Annotated in this window: 20 protein-coding genes; 8 read left to right on the top strand and 12 right to left on the bottom strand. The window is 69.6% G+C overall.

Annotated features, from left to right (window positions below; translation table 11 throughout):
* Window positions 1-1,032, bottom strand: coding sequence for a FecCD family ABC transporter permease (locus J2Z79_RS04220; RefSeq protein WP_209465618.1), 1,032 nt, complete (start codon window positions 1,030-1,032; stop codon window positions 1-3).
* Window positions 1,025-2,260 (bottom strand): ABC transporter substrate-binding protein, encoded by a 1,236-nt coding sequence (locus J2Z79_RS04225; protein ID WP_209465619.1) that lies wholly within the window; start codon window positions 2,258-2,260, stop codon window positions 1,025-1,027. Before J2Z79_RS04225 ends, J2Z79_RS04220 begins: the two co-directional genes overlap by 8 nt.
* A gap of 143 nt (window positions 2,261-2,403) precedes the next feature.
* Between J2Z79_RS04225 and J2Z79_RS04230 the strand changes: the two genes are divergently transcribed.
* The 4 genes from J2Z79_RS04230 (at window position 2,404) to J2Z79_RS04245 (ending at window position 7,316) form a co-directional block, all read left to right on the top strand.
* On the top strand, window positions 2,404-3,921 hold the full coding sequence (locus J2Z79_RS04230) for a GAF domain-containing sensor histidine kinase (protein WP_209465620.1): 1,518 nt from the start codon (window positions 2,404-2,406) through the stop codon (window positions 3,919-3,921).
* A gap of 1 nt (window position 3,922) precedes the next feature.
* Window positions 3,923-4,570 (top strand): response regulator, encoded by a 648-nt coding sequence (locus J2Z79_RS04235; RefSeq protein WP_209465621.1) that lies wholly within the window; start codon window positions 3,923-3,925, stop codon window positions 4,568-4,570.
* A gap of 707 nt (window positions 4,571-5,277) precedes the next feature.
* The gene (locus J2Z79_RS04240) at window positions 5,278-6,201 is read left to right on the top strand and encodes an ABC transporter ATP-binding protein (RefSeq protein WP_209465622.1); all 924 of its coding nucleotides are present in this window, start codon (window positions 5,278-5,280) and stop codon (window positions 6,199-6,201) included.
* Entirely contained in the window at window positions 6,201-7,316 is a 1,116-nt protein-coding gene (locus tag J2Z79_RS04245) for an ABC transporter permease (protein ID WP_209465623.1), read from the top strand. The genes J2Z79_RS04240 and J2Z79_RS04245 overlap by 1 nt, the downstream gene beginning before the upstream one ends.
* Before the next feature lie 95 nt (window positions 7,317-7,411).
* On the opposite strand, the gene pruA is transcribed toward J2Z79_RS04245, so the two are convergent.
* Together pruA and J2Z79_RS04255 are read right to left on the bottom strand one after the other, a co-directional pair.
* On the bottom strand, window positions 7,412-8,953 hold the full coding sequence (pruA, locus tag J2Z79_RS04250; RefSeq protein ID WP_209465624.1) for an L-glutamate gamma-semialdehyde dehydrogenase: 1,542 nt from the start codon (window positions 8,951-8,953) through the stop codon (window positions 7,412-7,414).
* An 11-nt stretch (window positions 8,954-8,964) separates the two neighbouring features.
* Window positions 8,965-9,882 (bottom strand): proline dehydrogenase family protein, encoded by a 918-nt coding sequence (locus J2Z79_RS04255; RefSeq protein ID WP_209465625.1) that lies wholly within the window; start codon window positions 9,880-9,882, stop codon window positions 8,965-8,967.
* Window positions 9,883-10,140: 258 nt separating this feature from the next.
* On the opposite strand from J2Z79_RS04255, the gene J2Z79_RS04260 reads away from it, so the two are divergent.
* Entirely contained in the window at window positions 10,141-11,562 is a 1,422-nt protein-coding gene (locus J2Z79_RS04260) for a sigma-54 interaction domain-containing protein (RefSeq protein ID WP_209465626.1), read from the top strand.
* Here J2Z79_RS04260 and J2Z79_RS04265 read toward each other — a convergent pair.
* The 6 genes from J2Z79_RS04265 to J2Z79_RS04290 all read right to left on the bottom strand — a co-directional run bounded on the left by J2Z79_RS04265 (window position 11,522) and on the right by J2Z79_RS04290 (window position 17,351).
* Window positions 11,522-12,523 carry an ornithine cyclodeaminase family protein gene (locus J2Z79_RS04265; protein ID WP_209465627.1) on the bottom strand — a complete coding sequence of 334 codons (1,002 nt, stop codon included), beginning with the start codon at window positions 12,521-12,523 and terminating at the stop codon, window positions 11,522-11,524. The two genes, J2Z79_RS04260 and J2Z79_RS04265, sit on opposite strands and share 41 nt — an antisense overlap.
* A 143-nt stretch (window positions 12,524-12,666) precedes the next feature.
* Window positions 12,667-13,380 (bottom strand): ABC transporter ATP-binding protein, encoded by a 714-nt coding sequence (locus J2Z79_RS04270; protein ID WP_425353531.1) that lies wholly within the window; start codon window positions 13,378-13,380, stop codon window positions 12,667-12,669.
* 8 nt (window positions 13,381-13,388) lie between these two features.
* Window positions 13,389-14,162, bottom strand: a complete 774-nt coding sequence (locus J2Z79_RS04275) for an ABC transporter ATP-binding protein (RefSeq protein ID WP_209465629.1) — start codon at window positions 14,160-14,162, stop codon at window positions 13,389-13,391.
* 3 nt (window positions 14,163-14,165) lie between these two features.
* Complete coding sequence (locus tag J2Z79_RS04280; RefSeq protein ID WP_209465630.1) at window positions 14,166-15,134, bottom strand: branched-chain amino acid ABC transporter permease; 969 nt, start codon at window positions 15,132-15,134, stop codon at window positions 14,166-14,168.
* 2 nt (window positions 15,135-15,136) lie between these two features.
* Window positions 15,137-16,045: a branched-chain amino acid ABC transporter permease gene (locus J2Z79_RS04285; RefSeq protein WP_209465631.1), complete on the bottom strand. Its 909-nt coding sequence runs from the start codon at window positions 16,043-16,045 to the stop codon at window positions 15,137-15,139.
* Window positions 16,046-16,118: 73 nt separating this feature from the next.
* Entirely contained in the window at window positions 16,119-17,351 is a 1,233-nt protein-coding gene (locus J2Z79_RS04290; RefSeq protein ID WP_209465632.1) for a branched-chain amino acid ABC transporter substrate-binding protein, read from the bottom strand.
* Between the two features lie 303 nt (window positions 17,352-17,654).
* Between J2Z79_RS04290 and J2Z79_RS04295 the strand changes: the two genes are divergently transcribed.
* Window positions 17,655-19,445 carry a sigma-54 interaction domain-containing protein gene (locus J2Z79_RS04295; protein WP_245302110.1) on the top strand — a complete coding sequence of 597 codons (1,791 nt, stop codon included), beginning with the start codon at window positions 17,655-17,657 and terminating at the stop codon, window positions 19,443-19,445.
* A 105-nt stretch (window positions 19,446-19,550) separates the two neighbouring features.
* Here J2Z79_RS04295 and cydB read toward each other — a convergent pair whose 3' ends face one another.
* Both cydB and J2Z79_RS04305 read right to left on the bottom strand, forming a co-directional pair.
* Window positions 19,551-20,579 carry a cytochrome d ubiquinol oxidase subunit II gene (gene cydB, locus J2Z79_RS04300; RefSeq protein ID WP_209465633.1) on the bottom strand — a complete coding sequence of 343 codons (1,029 nt, stop codon included), beginning with the start codon at window positions 20,577-20,579 and terminating at the stop codon, window positions 19,551-19,553.
* A gap of 29 nt (window positions 20,580-20,608) precedes the next feature.
* Window positions 20,609-21,940: a cytochrome ubiquinol oxidase subunit I gene (locus J2Z79_RS04305; RefSeq protein ID WP_342589415.1), complete on the bottom strand. Its 1,332-nt coding sequence runs from the start codon at window positions 21,938-21,940 to the stop codon at window positions 20,609-20,611.
* Window positions 21,941-22,176: 236 nt separating this feature from the next.
* Between J2Z79_RS04305 and J2Z79_RS04310 the strand changes: the two genes are divergently transcribed.
* Complete coding sequence (locus J2Z79_RS04310; protein WP_209465634.1) at window positions 22,177-23,316, top strand: cysteine desulfurase family protein; 1,140 nt, start codon at window positions 22,177-22,179, stop codon at window positions 23,314-23,316.
* Window positions 23,317-23,838: 522 nt separating this feature from the next.
* The gene (locus tag J2Z79_RS04315) at window positions 23,839-24,402 is read left to right on the top strand and encodes a YdcF family protein (protein ID WP_209465635.1); all 564 of its coding nucleotides are present in this window, start codon (window positions 23,839-23,841) and stop codon (window positions 24,400-24,402) included.
* Window positions 24,403-24,420: the final 18 nt, after the last annotated feature.

Below are 24,420 nucleotides of genomic sequence, written 5' to 3' on the forward strand. Positions count from 1 at the left end.
CTACCGCCACGCCTCCCTTCTGCCGGTGATCAGGAGGTAGCCGAAGAAGGGCGCGCCGATGGCCGAGGTGAGGATGCCCACCGGGATCTCGGCGGTGGTGAGCGAGCGGGCCAGGTCGTCCATCAGCAGCATGAACCCGGCGCCGAAGAGCATGGCCACCGGCATGGACCGGTCGTGGTCGGCCCCGGCCAGCATGCGGGCGATGTGGGGCACCACCAGGCCCACCCAGGAGATCGTGCCCGCGGCGCTGACGGCCCCCGCCACCATCAGCGTGGCGGCCGCGATGAGGAGCGGGCGCATCACCCGCACGTTCACCCCCAGGGAGAGCGCCTCCTCGTCGCCCAGGGAGAGGATGTTCAACTTCCACGAGGTCAGGAGGAGCAGGACGGCCCCGGGCAGCACGGTCAGCACCAGGCTGCGCACGACAGGCCACGACGCCCGGTAGAAGCCGCCCATCAACCAGAACACGATGGCGGGCAGCTGCTCGTAGGGGTCAGCCACGTACTTCAGGAAGGAGAGCGCCGCCCCGAAGAAGGCCGAGACCACCATGCCTGCCAGCACCAGCATCACCACGGACTGCCCCCGGGCGGCCCGGGCGATGCCGTAGGTCAGCGCGACGGCGGCCACGCCGGAGCAGAAGGCCCAGGCCTGGATGCTGCCCCCGCCCGGCAGCAGGATGCCGATGGCCGCGCCCAGCGCCGCGCCCGAGGAGACGCCGAGCACATCAGGGGAGACCAGCGGGTTGCGGAACATGCCCTGGAACAGGGTGCCGGCGCCGGCCAGGGCGACGCCGGTGAGCGCCGCCAGGAGGATGCGCGGCAGCCGGATGTAGTAGAGCACCCGGGCCGCCTCCCCCGCCGTCTGCGGGTCGAACTGGAGCGTCGCGATCTGCCACAGGATCCCCAGCACCTCGCCCGGGGCGATGGCGTAGCGGCCCATGCCGAAGGAGAGCAGCACCACGGCCGCCGTGAACAGTCCCGATAGGATGAGGGCCCGCCACCTGCGGGCGGGCCGTGCTTCGCCGTTACTCATCCAGCGTTCCACCGAGCGCCGTGAAGCTCTTGCCGAAGAAGGTTTCGTGGAAGGTGTCGACTTCCTTCAGCAGGTCCACGTCGGCCATCCGCTCGGGGTAGAGCGTGTGGGCCAGCCAGAGCATGCCCAGGATCGAGCGGGGCTCCGGGTAGTCCCACGGGTCCATGCTGTGCGGGAACATGTAGACCCGGCCGTCCTGCACCGCCTTCACGGTCTGCAGCTGCGGGTTGGTCAGGATCTCCTCCGTGGTGCAGTCGCAGTACTGCACCGCCACGATGACGTCGGGGTTCCAGGCGACCACCTGCTCGGCGGAGACCTCGGAGAAGCCGCCCTGCAGCTCGGCGCCGACGTTGATACCGCCGGCCGACTCGATGATGAAGTGCTGGTACATCGTACCCGGCACCGTGGAGAAGACGCCGCTGGAGCCGACCATGTAGACCCGGAGCTTCTCCGCCTCAGGGATCGAACCCACCTTCTCCTTCAGCATGGCGAGGGTGTCTTCGTAGTAGGCGATCATCTTCCGGGCCTGCTCCTGCGTGCCCATGATCTCGCCCAGCAGGGTGACGGCCTCCTTCATCTGCTCCAGGCTCTCGGGGATCAGCACGACCACCGGGATGCCCTGCGACTCCAGCTGCTGGATGACGGGCTCGGTGTCGGCGCCGTGCCAGATGAAGACCACGTCGGGCTTCACCGCCACCATCTGCTCGACGTTGAGGCCCTTCTTGTTGCCCACGCCGGGCAGGTCGGTGATGCCGGGGAAGACCTTCGTCAGGAACTCGGACTTCTGCGAGGAGGTGTCCACGCCGGCGATCTTGTCGCGCCCGCCGGCCGAGATCACCAGCAGGGTGGACGGCCGCCAGGTGGTGATGACCCGGTTCACCTCGGCGGGGATGGTCACCGTGCGGCCGGCCTGGTCGACGATGGTGCGGGTGGCCGATTGCGGCTCAGCCGCGGGCTCGGGGCTGGCCGGCTCGGGATTGGCCGCCGGCTCTGGGGTGGTCGCCGGAGCCGGGCTGGATGCCGGCTGGGGGTTGGCGGCCGGGCTGGTGGTCGGTTCGGGGGTGGTCGTCGGGGCCGGGGACGGAGCCGTCTGGGTCGCAGGCGACGCGGGCTCGTTGTGGCCGGTCTGGGCAGACTTCGAGCCGCCGCAGGCGCTGATCAGCGGCAGCACCAGGAGCAGCGCCAGGATCGGCGCGACGATGCGGACCTTCCGCGAGCGACGTGACATGTCGTCTCCTCCTTGACATCGCCGTTATGTCGATTCTTGCATAACGATCCACCCTCAGGTAAGCACTCCGTCAAAGTTCTGTCAAGCATGGAAGGGATCGCGAGTCCCGGGTGAGAACCCTCAAGACCGGGGTGATTGTCGGAATGGCCCGCCTACCGCCGCAACACCGGCTTTTCCTGCTTCTGCTGGGCGTCGGGCTCGCGCCCTGGCTCATCCTGCCCGCGTCCGGCCTCGCGCCTCGCCCCCTGGCGTGGGCGGCGCTCCCGATGGCCCTCCTCCTCTACCTGCTGGCGCTCCGCGTCGCCCGGCCGATCGGCGAGGTGCTGGCCCTGGCCCGCCGCCTGCGGGAGGGCGATCTGGGGGCCCGGGCGGTGCTGCAGCCGGGGACCGACTGGTTCCTGCTGGCCCGCACCCTGAGCGACCTGGCGGAGCAGCTCGACACGGTGACCTGGAGCCTGGAGGAGCAGGTGGCGGCGCGCACCGCGGCGCTCGCCCGCAAGGCGGACCAGCTGCGTGCGGTGGGGCAGGTGGGGCAGCAGGTGGCGGCCGTGCTGGAGCCGGACGTGCTGCTCCACTTCGTCACGCGGGTCATGCGAGGCACGTTCGGCTACGACGTCGTGGCCGTGCTGCTACAGCACCGCGACTACCTGGTGCTGGCCGCCTGCGCGGCCCGGGGGCGTGAGGAGGTGCCCCTGGGGCGCGCCTTCCCGCTGGTGGGACCCAACCCGTCTCCGCTCGCGCGGGCGCTGGCTGATCAGCCGCCCGACGACGGGCCAGCCCGGGCCGACGCCGCCGGGGCCGACAGCCCGCCGGAAAGCGCCGCACCCACGCCCCTGCTGCCGGACATGGCCGTCGAGGCCGAGATGGCCATTCCCATCCGGCTGGCCGACCGCACCCTGGGCCTGATGGTGGTGCAGAGCCTCAGCCCCGACCCCTTCGACGAGGAGGACCACTTCACCGTGCAGACCATCGCCGGGCAGGTGGCCGTCGCCCTGGAGAACGCCCGCCTGCTGGAGGCCGAGCGGCAGCTGCGGGGCCTGGCCGTCGTGGAGGAACGCAACCGGATGGCCCGGGAGATCCACGACACCCTGGCGCAGGGGTTCATGGGGATCATCATGCAGCTACGGGCGATGGAGGCGGCGGCCGATCCGGAGACCGCCCGCTTCCACCGGGAGGCGGCGCTGACGCTGGCGCAGGAGTCGCTCCAGGAGGCCCGGCGCTCGGTCTGGAACCTGCGCCCCCGCCCGCTGGAGGACCGGCGGCTGTCGGAGGCGCTGGCCGCCGAGCTGGCCGCCCTGCAGCGGCAGGTCGGGCTGTCGGGGCAGTTCACGGCCCGGGGCGCGGTCGACGACCTGGCGCCGCACGTCGAGGCGGCCCTGCTGCGCATCGCGCAGGAGGCGATGCGCAACGCCGTCAAGTACGCGCAGGCCACCCGGCTCGACGTGCGCCTCGCGGAGGCCGGCGGCGAGGTCACCCTGCAGGTGGCCGACGACGGCGTGGGCTTCGATCCGGCCTGCCCGCCGCGGCCCGCCGGCGGCGGGTTCGGGCTGGGCATGATGGCCGAGCGGGCGCGCCAGGTGGGTGGGAGTCTGGAACTGGATACGAGACCGTGGGCCGGTTGCCGCGTGGTGGTCCGCGTTCCCCTGCGAAAGGGTGGGTGAGATGGCGATTCGGTTGGTGGTGGTCGACGACCACCGCGTCGTGCGGGCCGGCCTGGTCGCCCTGCTGCGCCAGTCGCCGGGCCTGGAGGTGGTGGGCGAGGCCGGCGACGGTCGGGAAGCCCTGGAGGTGGTGGCCGCCGTCCAGCCCGACGTGGTGCTGATGGACATCCAGATGCCGGTGATGGACGGCGTTGAGGCCACCCGGCAGATTCGCAGCCGCTTCCCCGGCGTCGAGGTGCTGGTGCTCACCACCTACGACGACGACGAGCTGATCTGGGGCGGCCTCCAGGCCGGGGCGAAGGGCTACCTGCTGAAGGACGCCCCGCCGCAGGATCTGCTGCGGGGAATCGAGACGGTTGCCCGGGGGCAGTCGCTTCTCCCGCCGGAGATCGCGGCCAAGCTGGTGCAGGTGATCAGCCAGGGCGGGCCGGCGGCCCGGCAGGAGCCGGCGGAGGGGCTGACGGAGCGCGAGAGCGAGATCCTGCGGCTCATCGCCTCGGGCGCGGCCAACAAGGAGATTGCCGCCGCGCTCTGCATCAGTGAGAACACGGTGAAGACCCATATCTCCAACCTGTTTCAGAAGCTGGGGGCGCGCGACCGTACGGAGGCAGTCACCCGTGCGCTCACGCGCGGCTGGCTCAGGCTGTAGGGGGCGGAGCACCCGACTGGGTGCCCCGCCCCCCGTGCCGTAGAAGCACCGTGGCAGCCGCTCGCCCGCTGCCGGATCCAGTGTGTTCCAGTGGCCAGAGGAATATGGGGAAATCCTCCCCCTGTTTTTCACGAAATGAAGGGAAAGGCTCCCCGTATTGTTGTTATGTCAACTTGGCGGCGGCGAACTTCAGGTCGAACGCTGTCGTACCCTGTCGAAATCGCCTTCTGCGAAACCGGATCGCCTGGCTTGCGGTGCCGCGAACCCCTCCGGGCGGCGCGATATGGTGCCGGATTCCCTGCACTTCGTGAAAAAAACAGGGAAATTCTCCCCATATTCCCAGGAGCCCCGTTTTCGGTGGTCGGGACGAGCAGCGTGCGCACCCTGTCGGCCTTCTCCTGGACCGGTCGACGCTGCTGCGGCCGGCTCCCCACGAGTGAAGAAGGGGCGGATCACCCGAATGGGTGACCCGCCCCTTCCCCCGACTGGAACCGGCGAAAACGCCCGGCCAGGCGATGGTGGGGATACCCCGGGGTGCGGTACGATCGCCTTGCAGATAAGGATGCGCGGAAGATCCGGCGTTCGCGCATGGGAGAAACAGCCCGCGATACACCACCCGCTGACAAATGGGCAGGGGGGAAACGCGGATGGCGCACCGGCTGACCGCCGTACCACACGGTGCTCAACGCCCGGGGGAGGCTGTGAACATGGACCAGATTCTGATCGACGCGCAGGGGCTGACGAAGCGGTACGGCGACGTGGTGGCCGTCCACGGATTCAGCCTGCAGGTGCGCGCCGGCGAGATCGTCGGCCTGCTGGGCCCCAACGGCGCCGGCAAGACCACGGCGATTGAGATGATGGAAGGGCTGCGGGTCCCGGATGCCGGCCAGTGCCGCGTCTGCGGCTTCGACAGCCTGCGGCAGAGCCGTGAGATCCGGCACCGCATCGGCATCGCCCTGCAGTGGGCACGGCTGCCCGAGTACGCCACCGTGCTGGAGGTGCTGACGCTGTACGCCAGCTTCTACGAAGACCCGCTGCCGGTGGGCGACCTGCTCCGGCGGTTCAGCCTGGAAGAGAAGGCCCGCACCCAGTGCAACCACCTCTCCGGCGGGCAGCGGCAGCGGCTGGCCCTGGCCGTGGCCCTCATCGGCCGGCCGGCGGTGCTCTTCTTGGACGAGCCGACCACCGGGCTGGACCCACAGGCGCGCCACGCCCTCTGGGACGTGATCCTGGGCCTGCGGGAGGAGGGGCGGGCGATCCTGCTGACCACCCACTACATGGACGAGGCGGAGCGGCTGTGCGACCGGGTGGTGGTGATGGACCACGGCCGCATCCTGGCCGAGGGGAGCCCGAGGCAGCTGGCCCGGGCGTACGGACCGGAGGCCGCGGTGGAGCTGGACCCGGGCGGCGCCCCGGTGGACCTGGCCGCGCTGGCGCGGCTGCCCGCCGTGACCGGCGTGCGGTCAGAGGACGGGCGGGTGCTGCTGCACACCGCCAACCCGCCGGCCACCCTGATGGCGCTGGCCAACTACGCCCAGGAGCACAGCCTCCCGCTCTCCGATCTGCGCACGCGCTCGGCCACGATGGAGGACGTGTTCATGGCCCTCACGGGAAGGAGGCTGCGTGACTGATGCGCAGAGCCAACCAGGTGCGGCAGGTGCTAATGCTGAACTTCCGGCAGCTGATGCGGAACCGGACCGCGTTCTTCTTCAACCTGATCATGCCCGTGCTGATGCTCCTCTATTTCGGTGCGGCCAACGGCGGCACCCACATCACCACCGTCGCCACCGTGGCGGTGGGGCTGGTGGATCAGGACGGCGGGCCCGTGGCCCGGCTGATCGAAACCGGCCTGCGCGAGTCGGGCCACTTCCGGGTGGAGGTGGGCGACGAGGCCGAGCTGATCAGGCGGCTGGACGCCGGCAAGGTCAGGGCCGTCCTGGTGCTGCCGCCCGGGCTGAGCGAGCGGGTGGCTGCCGGCACCGGCCCCAGCGAGTTGACCCTCCACTGGGACCCGACCTCCAGCGCATCGGTCGCTGCAAGGGGTGGGCTGCAGTACCTGGTTCAGAGCCTGGAGACGTTCGGCCGGGAGCCGCTGTTCACCGTGCGCGACCGGCGCCTCGACTCCACCGAGCGGCTGGGCTTCTTCGACTTCACCATGCCCGGCCTCCTGGTCTACATGGTGCTCAACGCCGGGATCATGTCGGTCGGTCCCACCATCTCCTTCCAGCGCCGGGCGGGAACGCTGCGCCACATGTTCAGCACGCCGCTGACCCTGAGCAGCTGGCTGCTGGGAACCGTGGGCAGCATCCAACTGATGGCGGTCCTGCAGTGGTTTGTGCTCTGGGGCGCGGGCATCGCGATGTTCAACGTGCACATGCCCGCCAACTTGCCAGGCACGCTCCTCATCCTGCTGCTGAGCAGCACGGCGGGCATCGGCATCGGGCTGGCCATCGCCGCCTTCGTCCGCAACGGCGAGGCCGCCATGCCGGTCTCGATCATCGTCTCTATGGGACTCAGCTTCCTGGGCGGCGCGATGCTGCCCCTGGATCAGGCCCCGGAGATCGTGCAGGCGATCATGCGGGTCATGCCCAGCTTCTATATGACCCACGCCCTCCAGCAGGTCACGATGAAGGGCCAGTCGCTCGCCACCGCCCTGCCAGACCTGGGGGTCCTGGCCGGCACGGCGGCGCTGAGCCTCAGCCTGGCCGCTTGGCGGCTGCGCCGGACCGTCGCCGCCGCCGTCTGACGGAGGCGCGGCGGCGCTCCCCCGCCCGGGGACCCCCTCAGCGCGAAGGGGCGGAGCACCCGCTTGGGTGACCCGCCCCTTTCCATACGCGGATTCTACAGCCGCTCCACCACCGTCTGCGCCTGGGTGAAGAGCAAGAGGTAGTCCGGGCCGCCGGCCTTCGAGTCGGTGCCGCTCATGTTGAACCCGCCGAAGGGCTGGGCCCCGACGATCGCGCCGGTGCACTTCCGGTTGAAGTAGAGGTTCCCGACCATGAACTCCTGCCGGGCCAGTTCCAGGTTCTCCCGGCTGCGGGTGTAGACCGCCCCGGTCAGGCCGTACTCGGTCCCGTTGGCGATGCGGAGGGCGTGGGCAAAGTCGTCCGCCTTGATGAAGGCCAGCACCGGGCCGAAGATCTCCTCCTGGGCGATCCGGGCGGTGGGCGCCACGTCGGCGAAGATCGTGGGCTCCACGTAGTAGCCGCCCGGCAGGGCGTTGCCGCCGGTCACCAGCCGGCCCTCGGACTTGCCGATCTCGATGTACTCCAGGATCTTCTGCTGGAACCGGGCCGCGGCGACGGGGCCGACGTCGGTCTCCCGGTCGGTGGCCGGACCGACCTTCAGCGCCCGGGTCCGGGCCACCACCCGCCCCAGCAGCTGGTCGTAGACGTCAGCCGTCACGATCGCCCGGGAGCAGGCGGAGCACTTCTGGCCGGAGAAGCCGAAGGCCGAGGTGACGATGCCCGCCGCGGCCTCGTCGAGGTCGGCGGTGCCGTCCACGATGATGGCGTCCTTGCCGCCCATCTCCGCGATCACGCGGCGCAGGAAGATCTGCCCCGGCTGCACCTTGGCCGCCTTCTCGTAGATCTGGCAGCCCACGTGGCGGGAGCCGGTGAAGTTGATGAACCGGACCTCCCGGTGGGTGGTGAGGTAGTCGCCCACCTCGACCGGGTCGGCGTAGAGCAGGTTGGCCACGCCCGGGGGCAGCCCGGCCTCCTCCAGCACCTCGAAGAGCTTGGCGGCGATGACGGGCGCCTCGGTGGAGGGCTTGACCACCACCGTGTTGCCGGTGACGATCGCCGCGGCCGTCATCCCCGTCAGGATCGCCAGCGGGAAGTTGAACGGGCTGTGCACAACCCCCACGCCCAGGGGCCGGTAGTAGAGGTGGTTCTCCTCGCCGGGGATGCGGGTGAGCTCCTGCGGGGCGGCCAGCTTCAGCATCTGCCGGCCGTAGTACTCCAGGAAGTCGATGGCCTCCGCGGTGTCGGCGTCCGCCTCGACCCAGTTCTTGCCCACCTCGTGGCTCAGCCAGGCGGACAGCTCGTGCTTGCGGCGCCGCATCACCGCGGCGGCCTTGAAGAGGATGCGCGCCCGGACCTCGGCCGGGGTCCGGCTCCAGGCCGGGAAGGCCTCGAGGGCGGCGTCCACCGCCACCTCGGCCTCGGCCAGGCCGCCCCGGGCGGCGTAGCCCACCACCTGGTCGGGCCGGGAGGGGTTGACCGACGTGATGGACTCGGGCGCGTCGACGCGCCGCCCGCCGATGATCATCGGATAGCGCTTGCCCAGCTGGGCGCTCACGCACGCCAGGGCCCGCTCGAACTCGGCGGCCACGGCCGGGTTGCTGAAGTCGCTCAAGGGTTCAGGGCGATAGGGGACCATCCAGGCACCTCCTAGGGCTTCATCAAGTTTGCGAGGACGAACCAGACGTTGGCCGGCCGCTCCGCCAGCCGCCGCACGAAATAGGGATACCAATAAGTCCCGAAGGGGACGTAGACGCGCGTGCGGTAGCCCTCGCCGGCCAGCTGCCGCTGCAGCTCGGTGCGGATGCCGTAGAGCATCTGGAACTCGAACTGGTGCCGCGGGATGGCGTGCTCCTCCACAAACCGCTTCGTGAAGGCGATGATGGCCTCGTCGTGGGTGGCCACCGCCGTGTAGCACCCTGCGGACAGATGCTGGGCGATGAGCCGCTTGAACGCCTCGTCCGTGTCCGCCTTCTTCGGATAGGCCACGGACGGGGGCTCCAGGTAGGCACCCTTGACCAGGCGGACGTTCATGCCCAGTTCGGCCAGCTCCTGCAGGTCCTTGGGGCTCCGGTACAGGTAAGCCTGGATTACCGTGCCCACGTTGGGCTCACGGGCATACAGCCGCTTCACCACGTCGAGGGTCGCGTCGACGGTATCGCTGGCCTCCATGTCGATCCGGATGAAGTTGCCGGTGCGCTTCGCGATGTCCTGCAGCTGCGTCAGGTTCTCCATCGCCGCCTCGGCGCCGATCGCCAGCCCGAGCTGGGTCGGCTTCACCGAGAGGTTCGCGTCCAGCCGCTCGCGATGGATCGCCTCCAGGATGGCGGCACAGCCCTCGGCCATGGTGCGGGCGTCCTCGCGGGTGGTGACGCCCTCGCCGAGCAGGTCCAGCGTGACGGCCAGGCCCTGCTCGTTGAGCTTGCGGGCAGTCTCGACGGCGTCCTGGAGCGTGACGCCGGCCACGAAGCGGCTGGCGCCCAGCTTCAGCCCGTGCCGGGTCATGAGGCCGGTCATGAGGCGGTTACCGGCCATCGAGAGAATGGCCTTGCGAGCAAGCGTTGACACGTCAGTCAGCCCCCTCCCCCATGATTTTCTTTATGCCGAATGACAAGCAACGACCATGCCAGACAGCCCCGGCGAGCACACCGGGCGCCGCGCCCCTTGCGTCAGGCTGCGCAGCAGCGGGATCGCACGACCGCGCCCGAGATTGTCAACGAAAAGTGTGCAGCCGCGCAGAACATACTGTTCAACTGCGGCCGATAGTTGTACATTGATTGAACAGGTGTACAAGCTGTCTGGACACTGCTGTCGGAGGTGCAGCCATTGGGGAGGGACCTTCTGAGCGCCAGCGTGCGGCCGCTGCTGGATCTGATCGACCTCGCCGTCACCATCGTGGACGCCGAGGGCCGGGTCGTGGCGTGGAACGCCCGCGCCGAGCGGCTCTACGGCATCGCCGCCCGTGACATCCTCGGCCGGGAGATCACCGGCTTCTTCACCCCGGCGTCGCTCATGGTCCGCCGGGTGCTGGAGACCGGCCAGCGGGTGGAGTGGACCTACCACCAGCCCCGGCCCGGCATCTTCGTGCTGGTCTCGGCCGCACCGGTGCTGCAGGACGGGAAGATGGCCGGTGCGATGGCGGTGGAGCGGGACGTGACCGACCTGGTGGAGCTCTCGGGCGAGCTGACGCGGGCCCGGGGGCAGGTGGCCGCCCTGGAGCAGCGGCTCTCGGCTCCGCCTGTGCCGGCCCCGCCGGCCGCCGACCCGTTCCACGCCATCAAGGGCCGCCACCCCGCCATCCGCAAGGCGGTCCACCTGGCCTCGCTGGTGGCCACCACGGACGCCACCACGCTGATCCGGGGCGAGAGCGGCGTCGGCAAGGAGCTGTTCGCCCGGGCCATCCACCAGGCCTCGCGGCGGCGCGACGGCCCCTTCGTGGTGCTCAACTGCGGCGCCATCCCCGTGACGCTCCTGGAGAGCGAGCTCTTCGGCTACGCCCCGGGCGCCTTCACCGGCGCCAGCCCCAAGGGCCAGGGCGGCAAGCTGGAGCTGGCCCACGGGGGTACCCTCTTCCTGGACGAGGTGGGCGAGCTGCCCCCCGAGGCGCAGGTGAAGCTTCTCCGGTTCCTGGAGGACCGGAAGTTCTACCGCGTCGGCGGCTCGGTGCCCATCTCCGTCGACGTCCGGGTGGTGGTCGCCACCAACCGCGACCTGGAGGACCTGGTCCGCCAGGGGCGGTACCGGGACGACCTCTACTGGCGGCTCAATGTCTTCACCCTCGACATCCCGCCGCTCCGGGAGCGGAAGGAGGACATCGCCGAGCTGGTGCAGCGCTTCCTGCACGAGTTCTGCGTGCGCTACGACCGGCAGCCGGTGGATGTGCACCCGGCGGTGATCCAGGCGCTGATGGAGCACCCGTGGCCGGGCAACGTGCGCGAGCTGCGCAACGCCGTCGAGCGCATGGTGATCCTGGCCACGGACGGCGCCGTCGGCCCGGAGCTCCTCCCGGCCATCCTGGGATCCGGCCGCAGGGAGGAGCCGGCGGCAGGAGCGCCTGCCCCCGCGGGGCCCGCCTTGTCCGCCCCGCCCGGCGAGCGGGAGGAGATCCTGTCCGCCCTGGCAGCGACGCGGCATAACCGCAGCGCCGCAGCGCGGCTCCTGGGCATCTCCCGGGGCACCCTCTACAACCGCATGCGCCGGCTCGGGCTCATGACAGGCCCAGATCCAACTCCTGCCCAATCCCCCTAGCCACGGCGCGCTCGTACATGATCCGGCCGACCACGACGTCCATGGCGGCCAGCCCCACTGACTTGAAGACCGTGATCTCGTCGGGCGACACCCGCCCCGGCTTCTTGCCGGCCGCGATCTCCCCCAGCTCGGCGTGGATGTCCTCGGGCCGGAAGAGGCCGCTGCGCACCGGGATCACCAGGTCGCCGCTCTCCTCCAGCGCGACCGCGCGCGACTCTACCACCACCTTCGCCGCCGGGCTGATCACGCCGGGCGGCAGCTCCTGCATGGTAGGCCGGAAGGAGCCGATGGCGTTCAGGTGCATGCCCGGCTCCACCAGGCCGGCGGGGAAGACGGGCGTCAGGGAGTCCGTGGCGGTCACCACGATGTCGGCCCCCCGCACCACGTCCTCCGGGGTGAGGCAGACCACCAGGCGGGGCTGCCGCCCGGGCGGGAGCTGCTCCGCGATGGCCCGGGTGCACCGGTAGGCCTTGTCCGGGTTGCGGTTGTAGAGCCGCACCTCCCGGATGTCTCTCACCGCCATGATCCCCCGGAGCTGCATGGGCGCCTGCCCGCCGGTGCCGATGATCGCCACCGTGTGGGCATCCTCCCGCGCCAGCAGCCGCGTGGCCAGCCCGGTGGCCGCGCCCGTGCGCAGGGCGGTCAGGTAGGAGGCCTCCAGCAGGGCGACGGGCTCCGCCGTCCTCACGTCGGCCAGCACCAGCACCCCGGAGACGGCGGGCCTGCCCAGCTCCTTGTTCCGGGGGAAGAACGAGACGAACTTCACCCCCAGGCCTCCGGCCCGCGCCACCAGGGCGGGCATGAACAGGCTGGTGCCATGGCTCTCGGGCACGGGCACGGCGAGGCGGGTGGGCGCGTCGGCCCGCCCGGCCGAGAACTCGGTCAGCGCGGTGGCCACGGCGTCGATGGCCTCTTCCATGGTCAGGATCCCCATCAGGTCACGAGCCCCAAGGATGCGCACTGCACTTCCTCCTGACTCGGGCGGGTCCGCTGTCGCCTCGACGCGGACCCGCTCTCCGTTCTGCTTCTGCAACCGGCCCCCGGCCGCCGCGGAGGCACCGCCAGGGCGGGGGCCGCCGTCGGCTGGGCGGGGCCGGCGCCCGCTCAGCGGCGTCCGCCCAGGTAGGCCGCCACCACCTGGTCGTTCCGGGCGAGCTCATTCGCCGGCCCTTCCAGGGTGACGCTGCCGGTCTCGATCACGTAGGCGCGGGTGGCCAGCCGCAGGGCGGAGCGGGCGTTCTGCTCCACGACCAGGACGGTCACGCCCTGCCGGTTGATCTCCCGCACGGTCTGCATGATGAACTGGACCAGGTTGGGGGCCAGCCCCATGGAGGGCTCGTCCAGCATCAGCAGCCGGGGGCGGGCCATCAGCGCCCGGCCCACGGCCAGCATCTGCTGCTCGCCGCCCGAGAGGGTCCCGGCCAGCTGGTGCCGCCGCTCCCGCAGGCGGGGGAACATGTCGTAGACCCGGGCCATGTCCTCCTGGATCCGGGCCTTCTGGCCCCGGGCCAGGAAGGCGCCCATCTCCAGGTTCTCCTCCACGGTGAGCGGGCCGAAGATGCGCCGCCCTTCGGGCACCTGGACGATGCCCAGCTTCACGATCTCCTCCGGCGGCCTGCCGACGATGGAGCGCCCCCCGAACCGCACATCCCCCTGCCGGGGCCTGAGGAGGCCGGAGATGGTCCTGAGCGTGGTGGACTTGCCGGCGCCGTTGCCGCCCAGCAGCGCCACCACCTCGCCCTCCTCCACGGTGAGGCTGATCCCCTTGAGGGCTTCGATGGACCCGTAGAACGTGTGCACGTCGTGGAGTTCCAGCATGGCCATCGCTACGCCCCCTCCTCCTCTTCCCGGCCGAGGTACGCCTCGATCACCAGGGGGTTGTCCCGCACGGACTCGGGATCGCCTTCGGCGATCTTCTCCCCGTGGTCCAGCACCACCAGCCGGGAGGAGATCCGCATCACCAGGCCCATGTCGTGCTCGATCAGCAGGGGGGTGACCCCGCTGCCGCAGATCTTGTGGATCAGCTCCATCAGCGACTCCTTCTCGGCGGGGTTGAGGCCCGCCGCCGGCTCGTCCAGCAGCAGGAGCTTGGGCTGGGAGGCCATCGCCCGGGCGATCTCCAGCCGGCGCTGGGCGCCGTAGGGCAGGTTCTTGGCCAGCCGGTGCGCCTGGTCCTTCAGCCCCACGAACTCCAGCCAGTGGAGGGCCAGCTCCCGCACCCGCCGCTCCTCCGCCCGCTGGGAGGGCAGGCGGAGCATGCTGGCGAACAGGCCCGCGCTCGTCCGGCAGTGGGTGCCCGCCATCACGTTCTCCAGGGCCGTCAGGTTGGGGAAGAGGCGCAGGTTCTGGAAGGTCCGCGCCATGCCGAGGACGGTCCGCCTGTGAGGGCGCAGCCCCAGCACGGAGCGGCCGTCGAACTCGATCTCGCCCGAGACCGGCCGGTAGAAGCCGGTGATGCAGTTGAAGACCGACGTCTTCCCGGCGCCGTTGGGCCCGATGAGGCTGACGATCTCGCCCGCGTCCACGTGGAAGGAGAGGTCCCGGATGGCCGTGAGGCCGCCGAACTTCAGGGTGACATTGGCCACGCGCAAGAGCGGCATCGGCTACACCTCCCGTTCCCTGCCGGACCGGGCGGGCCAGAGGCCCACCGGCCGGAAGAGCATGAGCAGCACCAGGGCGGCGCCGAAGACCAGGTAGCGCCAGTCCGCAACATTCCGGAGCAGCTCCGGCAGCAGGATGACCAGGGCGCCGCCGAGGATCACGCCGGGCACGCTGCCCATGCCGCCCATGACCACGGCCATGAGCACCGTCACCGACTGCATGAAGCTGAAGCTGTTGGGCGAGACGGCGGTCATCTTTACGGCGAAGAAGGCCCCCGTGAGCCCGCCCCAGAAGGTGCCGGTCATGTAGGCCAGCAGCTTGTAGCCCAGGGTGTTGATACCCATCGCCTCCGCGGCGTCCTGGTCCTCCCGCAGGCAGGCCCAGGCCCGCCCCACCCGGGAGTTGCCGAGGTGCGCCATCGCGACGGTGGTGAGCACCACCAGAACCAGCATGACGAAGTACATGTTGCGGGGCTGCCCCAGCGACAGGCCGAAGACCTTCGGGGCCATGATGCCGAAGATGCCGGTGGGGCCGCCTGTGATCTTCAGGTTGTTGGCGGTGATGCGGATGATCTCGCCGAAGCCCAGGGTCACCATGGTCAGGTAGTCGCTGCGCAGGCGCAGCACCGTCATGCCGATGAGGAGACCCAGCAGCATGGCGAACAGGCCGGCGGCCGCCAGGGCCTGCCAGAAGTTCACGTGAAAGGTCCTGGTCAGGATGCCGAGGGTGTAGGCGCCCACGGCGAAGTACGCGGCGTAGCCCAGGTCCAGCAGGCCGGCGTAGCCCACCACCACGTTGAGGCCCAGGGCGAGGCACATGTAGAACAGCATCAGAATGGCGACGTCCAGCACGTAGGGGCTCGAGGAGACGAAGGGCAGCGCCACCGCCGCCGCGAGCAGGAGGACGACGCCTGCGGTCCGGGCGAGGCGGCCCCGGCCGGGTCCCGCGCTGCGGACGTTTCCCGTGTTCATGGCTACATCCTCCCTGCGGTCCTCTCACCCAGCAGGCCGGTGGGCTTGAAGACCAGGATCAAAATCAGGGCCCCGAAGGCGAAGACGTCCTTCCACTGGCCGCCCACGGCGCTGGTGCCGAAGACCTCCAGCACCCCGAGCAGCATGCCGCCGAGCATCGCGCCGGGCAGGTTGCCGATGCCGCCCAGCACCGAGGCGGTGAACGCCTTGAGGCCCACGAGGAAGCCCATGAGGAAGTTGATCTGGCCGTAGTAGAGCCCGGCCATCACGCCGGCGGCCGCCGCCATGATGGAGCCCAGGAAGAACCCCATGGAGATCATCCGGTTGGCGTTGATGCCCATGAGCTGGGCCGCCTCCCGGTCGAAGGCCACCGCGCGCATCGCCTTGCCCCAGACGGACTTCTCCACGAAGAGGTGCAGCCCGGCCATGAGGAAGAGCGCCATGGCGAAGATCGCCAGGTGGGCGTAGCCGATGTGCACGCCGAACAGGTCGAAGCCGGCGCGGCCCAGGGTCACCGGGTAGACCCGGAAGCTCGCGCCCCAGGGCTTGAACACCATCACGGCGTTCTCGAGGAAGAGCGACATCCCCAGGGCGGTGATCAGCAGGATGATGCGGGGGGAGCCTCGCAGGGGCCGGTAGGCGATCCGCTCCACCAGCACGCCCAGGCCGCCGGTGAGCGCCATGGCGGTCAGCATGGCCGCCAGGATCCCCGTCACGCCGGTTCCCAGGAAGGTCTTGCCCAGCAGCAGGAGGGCGCTGTAGCCGAAGAAGGCGCCCAGCATGTACAGGTCGCCGTGGGCGAAGTTGATCAGCCGGATGATGCCGTAGACCATGCTGTAGCCCAGGGCGACCAGCGCGTAGAATGAGCCGATGACCAGTGCGTTGAGCAGTTGTTCCAGTACCTGTGACATATTCGCACCCTTTCATGGGGTTGGCAGGGGCCCACGGCCTCGGGTCGTGGGCCCCGTCTCTGCGCCGCCCGGCTTACCGGGGAGCGCGCTGCACAACGGTGAACTCGCCGTCCTTGACCTCCAGCACGATGAAGTAGCCGTCCTTGCGGTTGCCGGTCTCGGTGAACGAGATGGGCCCGCTGATGCCTTCGATGTTGATGCCGCGAATCGCCTTGGCCACCGCCGCCCGGTCGGTGGTGCCGGCCTGCTTGATGGCCTCCGCGACCACGTTCGCGGCGTCATAGGCATGGACGCTGTAGGGGCCGGGCTCGCCGTACTTCTCCCGGTACCGCGGGACCCACTCGTTGGAGCCGGTGAAGTCGAAGGCGCCCGGGCTGGTGGTGATGGCCACGCCCTCGGCGTTCTCGGCGCCGGCGATCTCGACCAGGGTCGGGTCGTTGGCGCCGTCGCCCACCATGATCCGGGCGGTGATGCCCAGGCCCCGGGCCTGGTTGATGATGAGGCCGCCCTCGGCGTAGTAGCCGGTGAAGTAGATCGCGTCGGGCCCCTTGCCCTTCAGGCTGGTCAGGACGGCGCTGAAGTCCTTCTCGCCGGGAGTGATGGCCTCAAAGGCGACCACCTCGGCCCGGCCCTGCAGGAACTCCCGGGTCAGCTCGGCCAGTTCCAGGGCGAAGGCGGAGTTGTCGTGGATGAGGGCGACCTTCTGGGCGTTCCACTGGTTCACGATGTAGTCGGCCGCCGTGCGCGCCTGGTCCCGGTTGGTGGCGTTGATGAGGTTGATCTCCTCGTAGCCCTGCTCGGTCAGGCTCACCGCGTTGGCCGCGGGCACGACGACGCCGATGCCGGCGTTGTGGTAGATCGGCTCGGTCGGCAGGAAGGCGCCGCTGCAGTAGCCGCTGATAACCGCCACCACGTTCATGCTGACGATCTTGTTGGCCGCTGCCACCGCGGACTGCGGGTCGCAGGCGTCGTCCTGTACCTCCAGCTTCAGCTTACGGCCGAGGACGCCGCCCTGGGCGTTGATCTCGTCGAACGCCATCTGGATCGAGTTCTGCATGTCCTGGCCCATCTTGGCGCTGCCGCCGGTGATGGGCAGGACGGCGCCGATGAGGATGTCGCCCTCGGACGCAGCGGGTGCGGAGCTGCTGCCGGACTGGGTCTGCGTGCCGCCGGACTGGCTCTGCGTCCCGCCGGACTGTCCGGAGGACTGCTGAGCGGGCGGCGCGGAGGAGCAGCCGGCGAGCACCACCAGGGACAGGGCCAGACAGAGACTCGCGAACCGACGCAGGTTCCGGGAGGTCACCATCGCTCTCATCTCCTTTGATCCAGCTTCTGTATCTCTGGGCGAGGCCTTCGGCCGGGGGCGCCGGGCCGCGCTTCCCCGGACCTCGGGCAAGACTGCCGGGCAGGGGCGACATCGCCCTGCTTTGCCACGTCACAGCGATGCAATGTTGCAATGATCGTGCCAACCGGAAAGAACATAGGACCAATACGGAAGTACTACAAACATCCATCTAGACTGTGTTGAAAGTTGTACACCTCATGTGCTAACATTGCCACACCTACTGACTGATACGTCCACGAACCCCCGCGCGGGAGGGTCTGACGTATGGGCGCGTCGCTGCTCACCGCCTCTGCCCTGATGTCCCAGAGGTTCATGGCGCTTGAGGAGGGCACCTGGAACGGCGGGCTGCCGGCGGAGCCGGACCTGGTGGTGATCCGCACCGCCGGCGGCCGCCCCTGCGGCGCGGCCTCCTGCGCGCAGCTGGCCGACTACCTGGGCCGCCACCCCGGGGCCGGGCCGGAGTCCTTCCCCTGGCTGCCCGTCCGGGTCGTGCCGGCCTCGTTGCCGGTGGCGGCCATCATCCTGGAGCCGGGGCCGGCCTTCACCGTGGTGACCCACGCCGACGGCACGCCGGCCGGCGTCCTCTGCTGGGCGGACGTCGCCCGGCACTACCACGAGGCGTACCGGCGGCTCGACGCGCAGTTCACGGCGACGCTGAACACCCTGGAGGAGAGCGTCTGCATGGTGGACGAGGACGGGCGGGTGATCGCCTGGAACCCGGCTGCCGAGCGGCTCTTCGGCATCAGGAGCAGCGAGATCACCGGCCGGCCGCTGGCCGACTTCTTCCCGGGGCGGGACCAGTACAGCCTGCGGGCGCTGGCCACCGGCGCCACGGCGCACCGGACGCTGCACGAGCCGCACCCCGAGAAGTGGGTGGTCGTCAATGCGGCCCCCATCCGGCTGGGAGACCGGATCATCGGCGCGCTGGCCGTGGAGCAGGACGTCACCAGCGTGGTGCGGCTCCACGAGCAGCTCGACCGCACGACCTCCGCGTACAAGGCGCTGGAGGGGGAGATCTCCCGCATCCGCGAGCGCGGCGACGCCTTCGAGCGCATCACCGGGCGGGGGCACGCGATCCAGCGGACGGTGAACCTGGCCCGCCGGGTGGCCGCTTCCGACGCCACCGTGCTGATCCGCGGCGAGAGCGGCGTGGGCAAGGAGCTCTTCGCCCGGGCGATCCACGACGCCAGCGAGCGCCGGGACAAGCCCTTCGTGGCCATCAACTGCGGCGCCATCCCGCCCGCGCTCTTCGAGAGCGAGCTGTTCGGCTACGAGCGGGGCGCCTTCACCGGCGCAGACCAGAAGGGCAAGTCGGGGAAGCTGGAACAGGCCCAGGGCGGCACGCTCTTCCTGGACGAGGTGGCCGAGCTGCCCGCGGAGACCCAGGTGAAGCTCCTCCGGGTCCTCCAGGACCGGCGCTTCTACCGGCTGGGCAGCGACAGGCCCCGGGTGGCGGACGTGCGGATCATCGCCGCCACCAACCGGAACCTGGAGGAGATGCTCCGCCAGGGTACCTTCCGGGAGGACCTCTACTTCCGGCTGGACGTGGTCACCCTGGAGATCCCGCCGCTGCGCGAGCGGCTGGAGGACCTGGCCGACATGGTCCACCAGTTCGCCCGGGAGTTCGCCCTCCGCCACAAGCGGCCGGTCCAGGGCATCGAGCCCGGCGTGATGGCCGCACTGATGGAGTACTCCTGGCCCGGCAACATCCGGGAGCTGCGCAACGTGATCGAGCGCCTGGTGGTGCTCAGCGACGACGGGATGATCAAGGCCGAGTACCTGCCGCCGACCATCGGGCGCGGCCGGCCACCGGAGCCGCCGGGCAGCGGAGGGGCCTGGCACGGCAGACCGCAGGAGCCGCCGGAGCAGGCCGGCGAGAGCGGAGCCTGGTCCGCCCCCGCCGCAGACCTGCCCTCGGCGGCCCGCGAGGCACAGCGCGCCGCGATCCTGGCGGCGCTGAAGGAGACGGGGCAGAACCGGTCGCTGGCCGCCAAGCGCCTGGGCATCTCCCGGAGCGCCCTGTACTACCAGATGAGAAGGCTCGGCATCTCATAACGAGGGCTGGCCCGGGAGAGGCCAGGAGGGAGAAGCGAAGTAGTAGAGAAGCGGCGCAGGGCTCCCGCCGGGGGAGCCCTGCGCCGTATCTGGCAGTCGACAGGACTAGTAGTGCTCCACTTCGCTGCCCGTGCCCTTGCGGCCGAAGAGCTTGTAGGCCCAGACCTGGTAGAGCAGGACGAAGGGCAGGAAGACCAGTACGACGATGAACATGAACTGCAGCGTGTACTGGCTGCTGGAGGAGTTGAACGCCGTCAGGCTGTAAGCCGGGTCGAGCTTGGAGGGGAACATGTTCGGGAAGAGCCCGATCACGCCGGCGATCACCGTGAGGCCCACCGTCAGGGAGCCGGCCAGCAGCGAGAACAGGTGGTTGCCCTTCTGCAGGTAGACCCAGGTGAGCACCAGCATCACCACGGCCAGCGCCGGCACCAGGAAGAGGACGGGAACCTTCAGGAAGTTGCCCATCAGGTTGGTGGCGAACGGGGTGTAGACCAGCCAGCCCGCGGCCACGACCAGCACCACCGGCCAGATGCGGGCGGCGAAGGTGTGGGCCTTGGCCCGGAGCCCGTCATCGGGCGCCTTGTGCGCCAGCCAGGTGGCGCCGTTCATCAGGAAGGCAACGACGAAGAGCACGCCGGTCAGCAGCCCGTACGGGTTGAGCAGGCTGAGGATCGTGCCGTGGTAGCCCTGGGCATCCAGCAGCATGCCCTGGAAGATGTTGCCGAAGGCCACGCCGAAGAGCAGGGCCACGATCAGGCTGGCCACGGACAGCACCCAGCCCCAGATGCGCTGCCAGGCCCGGTCATAGTCCATGTGGTGGTAGAACTCGATGGCCACCGCACGGAACATCAGGCCGAACAGGATGAGGAACAGGGGCACGTAGAGCGAGCTGAACATGGTCGCGTAGAGCTTGGGAAAGGCGGCAAAGGTGACGCCGCCGGCGGTGATCACCCATACCTCGTTGCCGTCCCAGATCGGCGCCAGGGCGCCGATCAGGTGGCGCTGCTCCTCGTCCTTGCGGAAGATGCCCGCCAGCATCCCCGACCCGAGGTCGAAGCCGTCGAGCCCGAAGTAAATCGCCCAGAGGAGGCCCCAGAGGGCGAACCAGATCACCTGCAGCACTTCGTGGGACATCCGTCATACCTCCTTTGCGCACCGGCCGGTTAGTCTGCCACGGCTGCCTGCCGCTCGTCCATGGCCTCGGGGCCGGCCTTGGCGTAGCGGACGAGGAGGTAGATGTCCAGGCCCACAAGGATGGCGTAGAAGATGACCACCAGGCCGAGGCTGATGACCACGTCAGCGAGGGCCACGGGCGAGACCGAGTCGGCGGTGGTGATCAGGCCGTAGACCGTCCAGGGCTGCCGCCCCACCTCGGCCACCATCCAGCCCAGGTTGGTGGCGATGTAGGGGATGGGGATCGACCAGAGCAGGAACTTGAGCAGCGTCGTCCGCTCCATGAGGGTGCCCTTGCGGTTGTGCCACCAGGCCAGCGCGGCGAGGACCAGCATCAGGACGCCGAGGCCCACCATCACCCGGAACGACCAGAAGGTCAGGCCGACGGGCGGCCGCTCGTCCACGGGGAAGTCCTTCAGGCCGGGCACGTGGGCGTCGGTGCTGTTGAAGGCCATGAAGCTGGTCAGGCCCGGAATCACGCCCACCTCAACGGCGTTGCGCTCGTTGGCGGAGTCCGGGATGGCGAACAGGGGGAACCCCACGCCCTGGCCGCCCTCCCATACGCCCTCCATGGCGGCGAACTTGGTCGGCTGCCGCAGGGCGACGTTCTGGCCGTTGAAGTGGCCGGTGATGGCGTTGCCCAGGGTGGCGATGATAGCGAAGACGGTGGCGATCCGCAGGCTGGCCTTCATCATGTCGACGTTCCGCCTGCGCAGCAGGTGGTAAGCCGCCACGGCCAGCACGAAGAAGGCGCCGACGCTGTAGCAGGCGAAGATGGTATGGACGTAGGTGTACCAGGCGTACGGGTTGAACAGGACCTCCCAGAAGTTCACGAGCTCCGCGCGGTTGTTGCGCAGCACGTAGCCCACGGGGTTCTGCATGAAGCCGTTGGCGACGATAATCCAGACGGCGGAGAGGTGCGTGCCGATGGCGACCAGCCAGCCGGCCAGCAGGTGCATCTTCTTCGACAGCTTGTTCCAGCCGAAGATCCAGATGCCCAGCATGGTCGACTCGAGGAAGAACGCCATGAGGGCCTCAACGGCCAGCGGCGAACCGAAGATGTCGCCCATGAACTCCGAGTACCGGGACCAGTTGGTGCCGAACTGGAACTCCATGGCGACGCCGGTCACCACGCCGAGGAGGAAGTTGATGGTGAACAGCCGACCCCAGAACTTGGTCAGCGTCTTGTACTTGGGGTCGCCCGTGCGGACGTAGAGTGTCTCCATGATGGCGGTGAACAGGATCAGGCCGATGGACAGGGGCACGAAGACGAAGTGGAAACCGACCGTCAAGGCAAACTGGATCCGGCTCAGCATCGTCACGCCCAACGCTTCTCATCCTTTCCCGGCATCCTGCCGCTTGACTCAAGTTCCAACCCTGTATGTGACGCGCGTCACAGTTCGTAACTATCTTCAGTCTAGCAAGTGAAATAGGCACTTGGTATGAGGCAAACGAACAGTTTCACTCATACCCAGACCTGCATTGGAGACCGTAGGCGCCCCTACAGCGGGGGCCGCAGGGCGCCGCCCGCTCCCAACATGCAAGGAGGTACTCGCCCATGCCGCAGCCGATCTACCTCGACTACAACGCCACCACGCCGGTGGACCCGGCGGTGGTGGCGGCCATGATGCCCTATTTCACCGACCACTTCGGCAACCCCCACTCCGACCACGCCCTGGGCAGCGTGGCCCGGACGGCGGTGGAGGCCGCGCGCGAGCAGGTGGCCGGCCTGATCGGGGCCGGCCCGGGTGAGATCGTCTTCACCTCCTGCGCCAGCGAGTCCATCAACCTGGCGGTGAAGGGCGTGGCCCTCGCCCGGGGCCGGGGTCACATCATCACCTCGGGCATCGAGCACCCGGCCACCCTCCAGGCCTGCCGCTACCTGGAGCGGCAGTACGGCTTCGCCCTGACGGTGCTGCCCGCCGACGGCCGGGGGCGCATCGACCCCGAGGCCGTGCGCCGGGCCCTGCGGCCCGATACCATCCTCATCTCGCTCCTGCACGCCCAGAACGAGACCGGGGTCATCCAGCCGGTGGCGGAGGTGGGGCGCATCGCCCGGGAAGCGGGGGTGCTCTTCCACGTGGACGCAGCGCAGAGCTGCGGCAAGATCCCCGTGGACGTGGCCGAGATCGGCTGCGACCTCCTCACCGTGGCCGGCCACAAGCTCTACGCCCCCAAGGGCGTCGGGGCGCTCTACGTCCGGCGCGGGGTGGCGCTCCACCCGCTGATCCACGGCGCCGACTACGAGGAAGGGCGACGGGCGGGCACCGAGAACGTGCCCTACCTCGTCGCCCTGGGCCGGGCCTGCGAGATCGCCCAGCTCAAGCTGGCCACCGGCGAGTCCCGCCGCCTGGCGGAGCTGCGGGACCGGCTGGAGAGCCGGCTCACCGCCGCGCTTCCGGTACGGGTGACCGGCGAGGGTGCGCCGCGCCTGCCCAACACGCTGCACCTGCGCTTCGCGGGGCTTGCGGGCAACGACCTGCTGGCGGCCGCGCCCGAGGTGGCGGCCTCCACCGGCTCGGCCTGCCACGCCGGCGTCAGCGAGCCCAGCGCGGTGCTGCTGGCGATGGGCCTCGACGCCGGCGATGCGCTGGGGGCGGTGCGGCTCAGCGTGGGCCGGTTCACGACCCCGGAGGAGGTGGACGCCGCCGCCGGCGTCCTGATTGCCGCGGCCCGGCGCCTGGCCAGCGGCGCGTAGACCCGCGCCTACGGGGCGCGCAGGATGCGCACTAGGGCATGCGCGGTAATTTGGCACTAGACCTGAAATCCGAGGGTACAATAGAGAAAAGAGTATCCTCGTACCGCGAGACGCGACAGGGGATTTCGCCTCGGGTGGCGAATAACTTGTCATCGAGCGAGGAGGTGAAGGCCGTTGCGCTGCGCACCGACCAGCCGCTGGAGTGCCCCGCTGGTGATTCCTCTCCTTGCGCCGCGCGCGAGCCTCGACCCGCGCGACTGGTGGGACGGGCCGCGCGCCGGCCTGCCCAAAATTGCAAAGCGTGCCTGCAAGATCGCCTTTGTCTCGGAATCAGATGCCTGTGCGGAGCCGGGCCTGTGGCCAGGCCGTCCGACGTGGCGTGACTGATTGCGAAGCAAAGGCGATTTTTGGCCTTTCGCCGCCCCGCTTCACGGCGCCCGGCGGGGGTTCAGCGGCGAGACTGAAGGGGCCAGGTGGGGAGAGCGGGCGCCAGAACGATCACGCGCCAGGGAGGAATGCCACATGAGTCTGAGACTGTACGAAGGCATGTCGCTCCGGGAGATCTCCGAGTACCTGTTCGTGGAGGATGAGCCCACGCCCGGGGATCTGATCCTGGTCTTCGGCGGCAAGCGACTCGAGCGGGCCGAACGCGCGGCCGAGCTGTACCACCAGGGCATGGCGCCCCGGGTCTTCATCGCAGGGGGCGACAAGCGGGGTATCGGCGTCTGCGAGGCGGAACGGCTCCGCGACCGGATGGTCGAGTTGGGCGTGCCGGCGGAGGCCATCGAGGTGGAGTGCGAATCCCTGAACACCATCGAACAGGTTCGCTACGCCGTCGACCGCATCGAGAAGAGCATCGGCTGGAAGAACATCCGGAACGTCCTCCTGGTTAGCGCTCCCCACCACATGCGCCGCGCAAAGCGCACGATCGCCAACTATATCCCCCGCGAGACGGTCATCACCTGCTGCCCCGACCGGCGCACCGACATCACCCGGGACAACTGGTGGCACACCCCCGAAGGGAAGAACCTGGTCGTCCGCGAGCTGGAGAAGGTCCGCACCTACGCCCTGCACGGGAACCTCTGAGAAAGCACCGCCCCCCTG

Origin of the sequence: Symbiobacterium terraclitae (assembly GCF_017874315.1) — a bacterium.
GTDB classification, from domain to species: domain Bacteria; phylum Bacillota; class Sulfobacillia; order Symbiobacteriales; family Symbiobacteriaceae; genus Symbiobacterium; species Symbiobacterium terraclitae.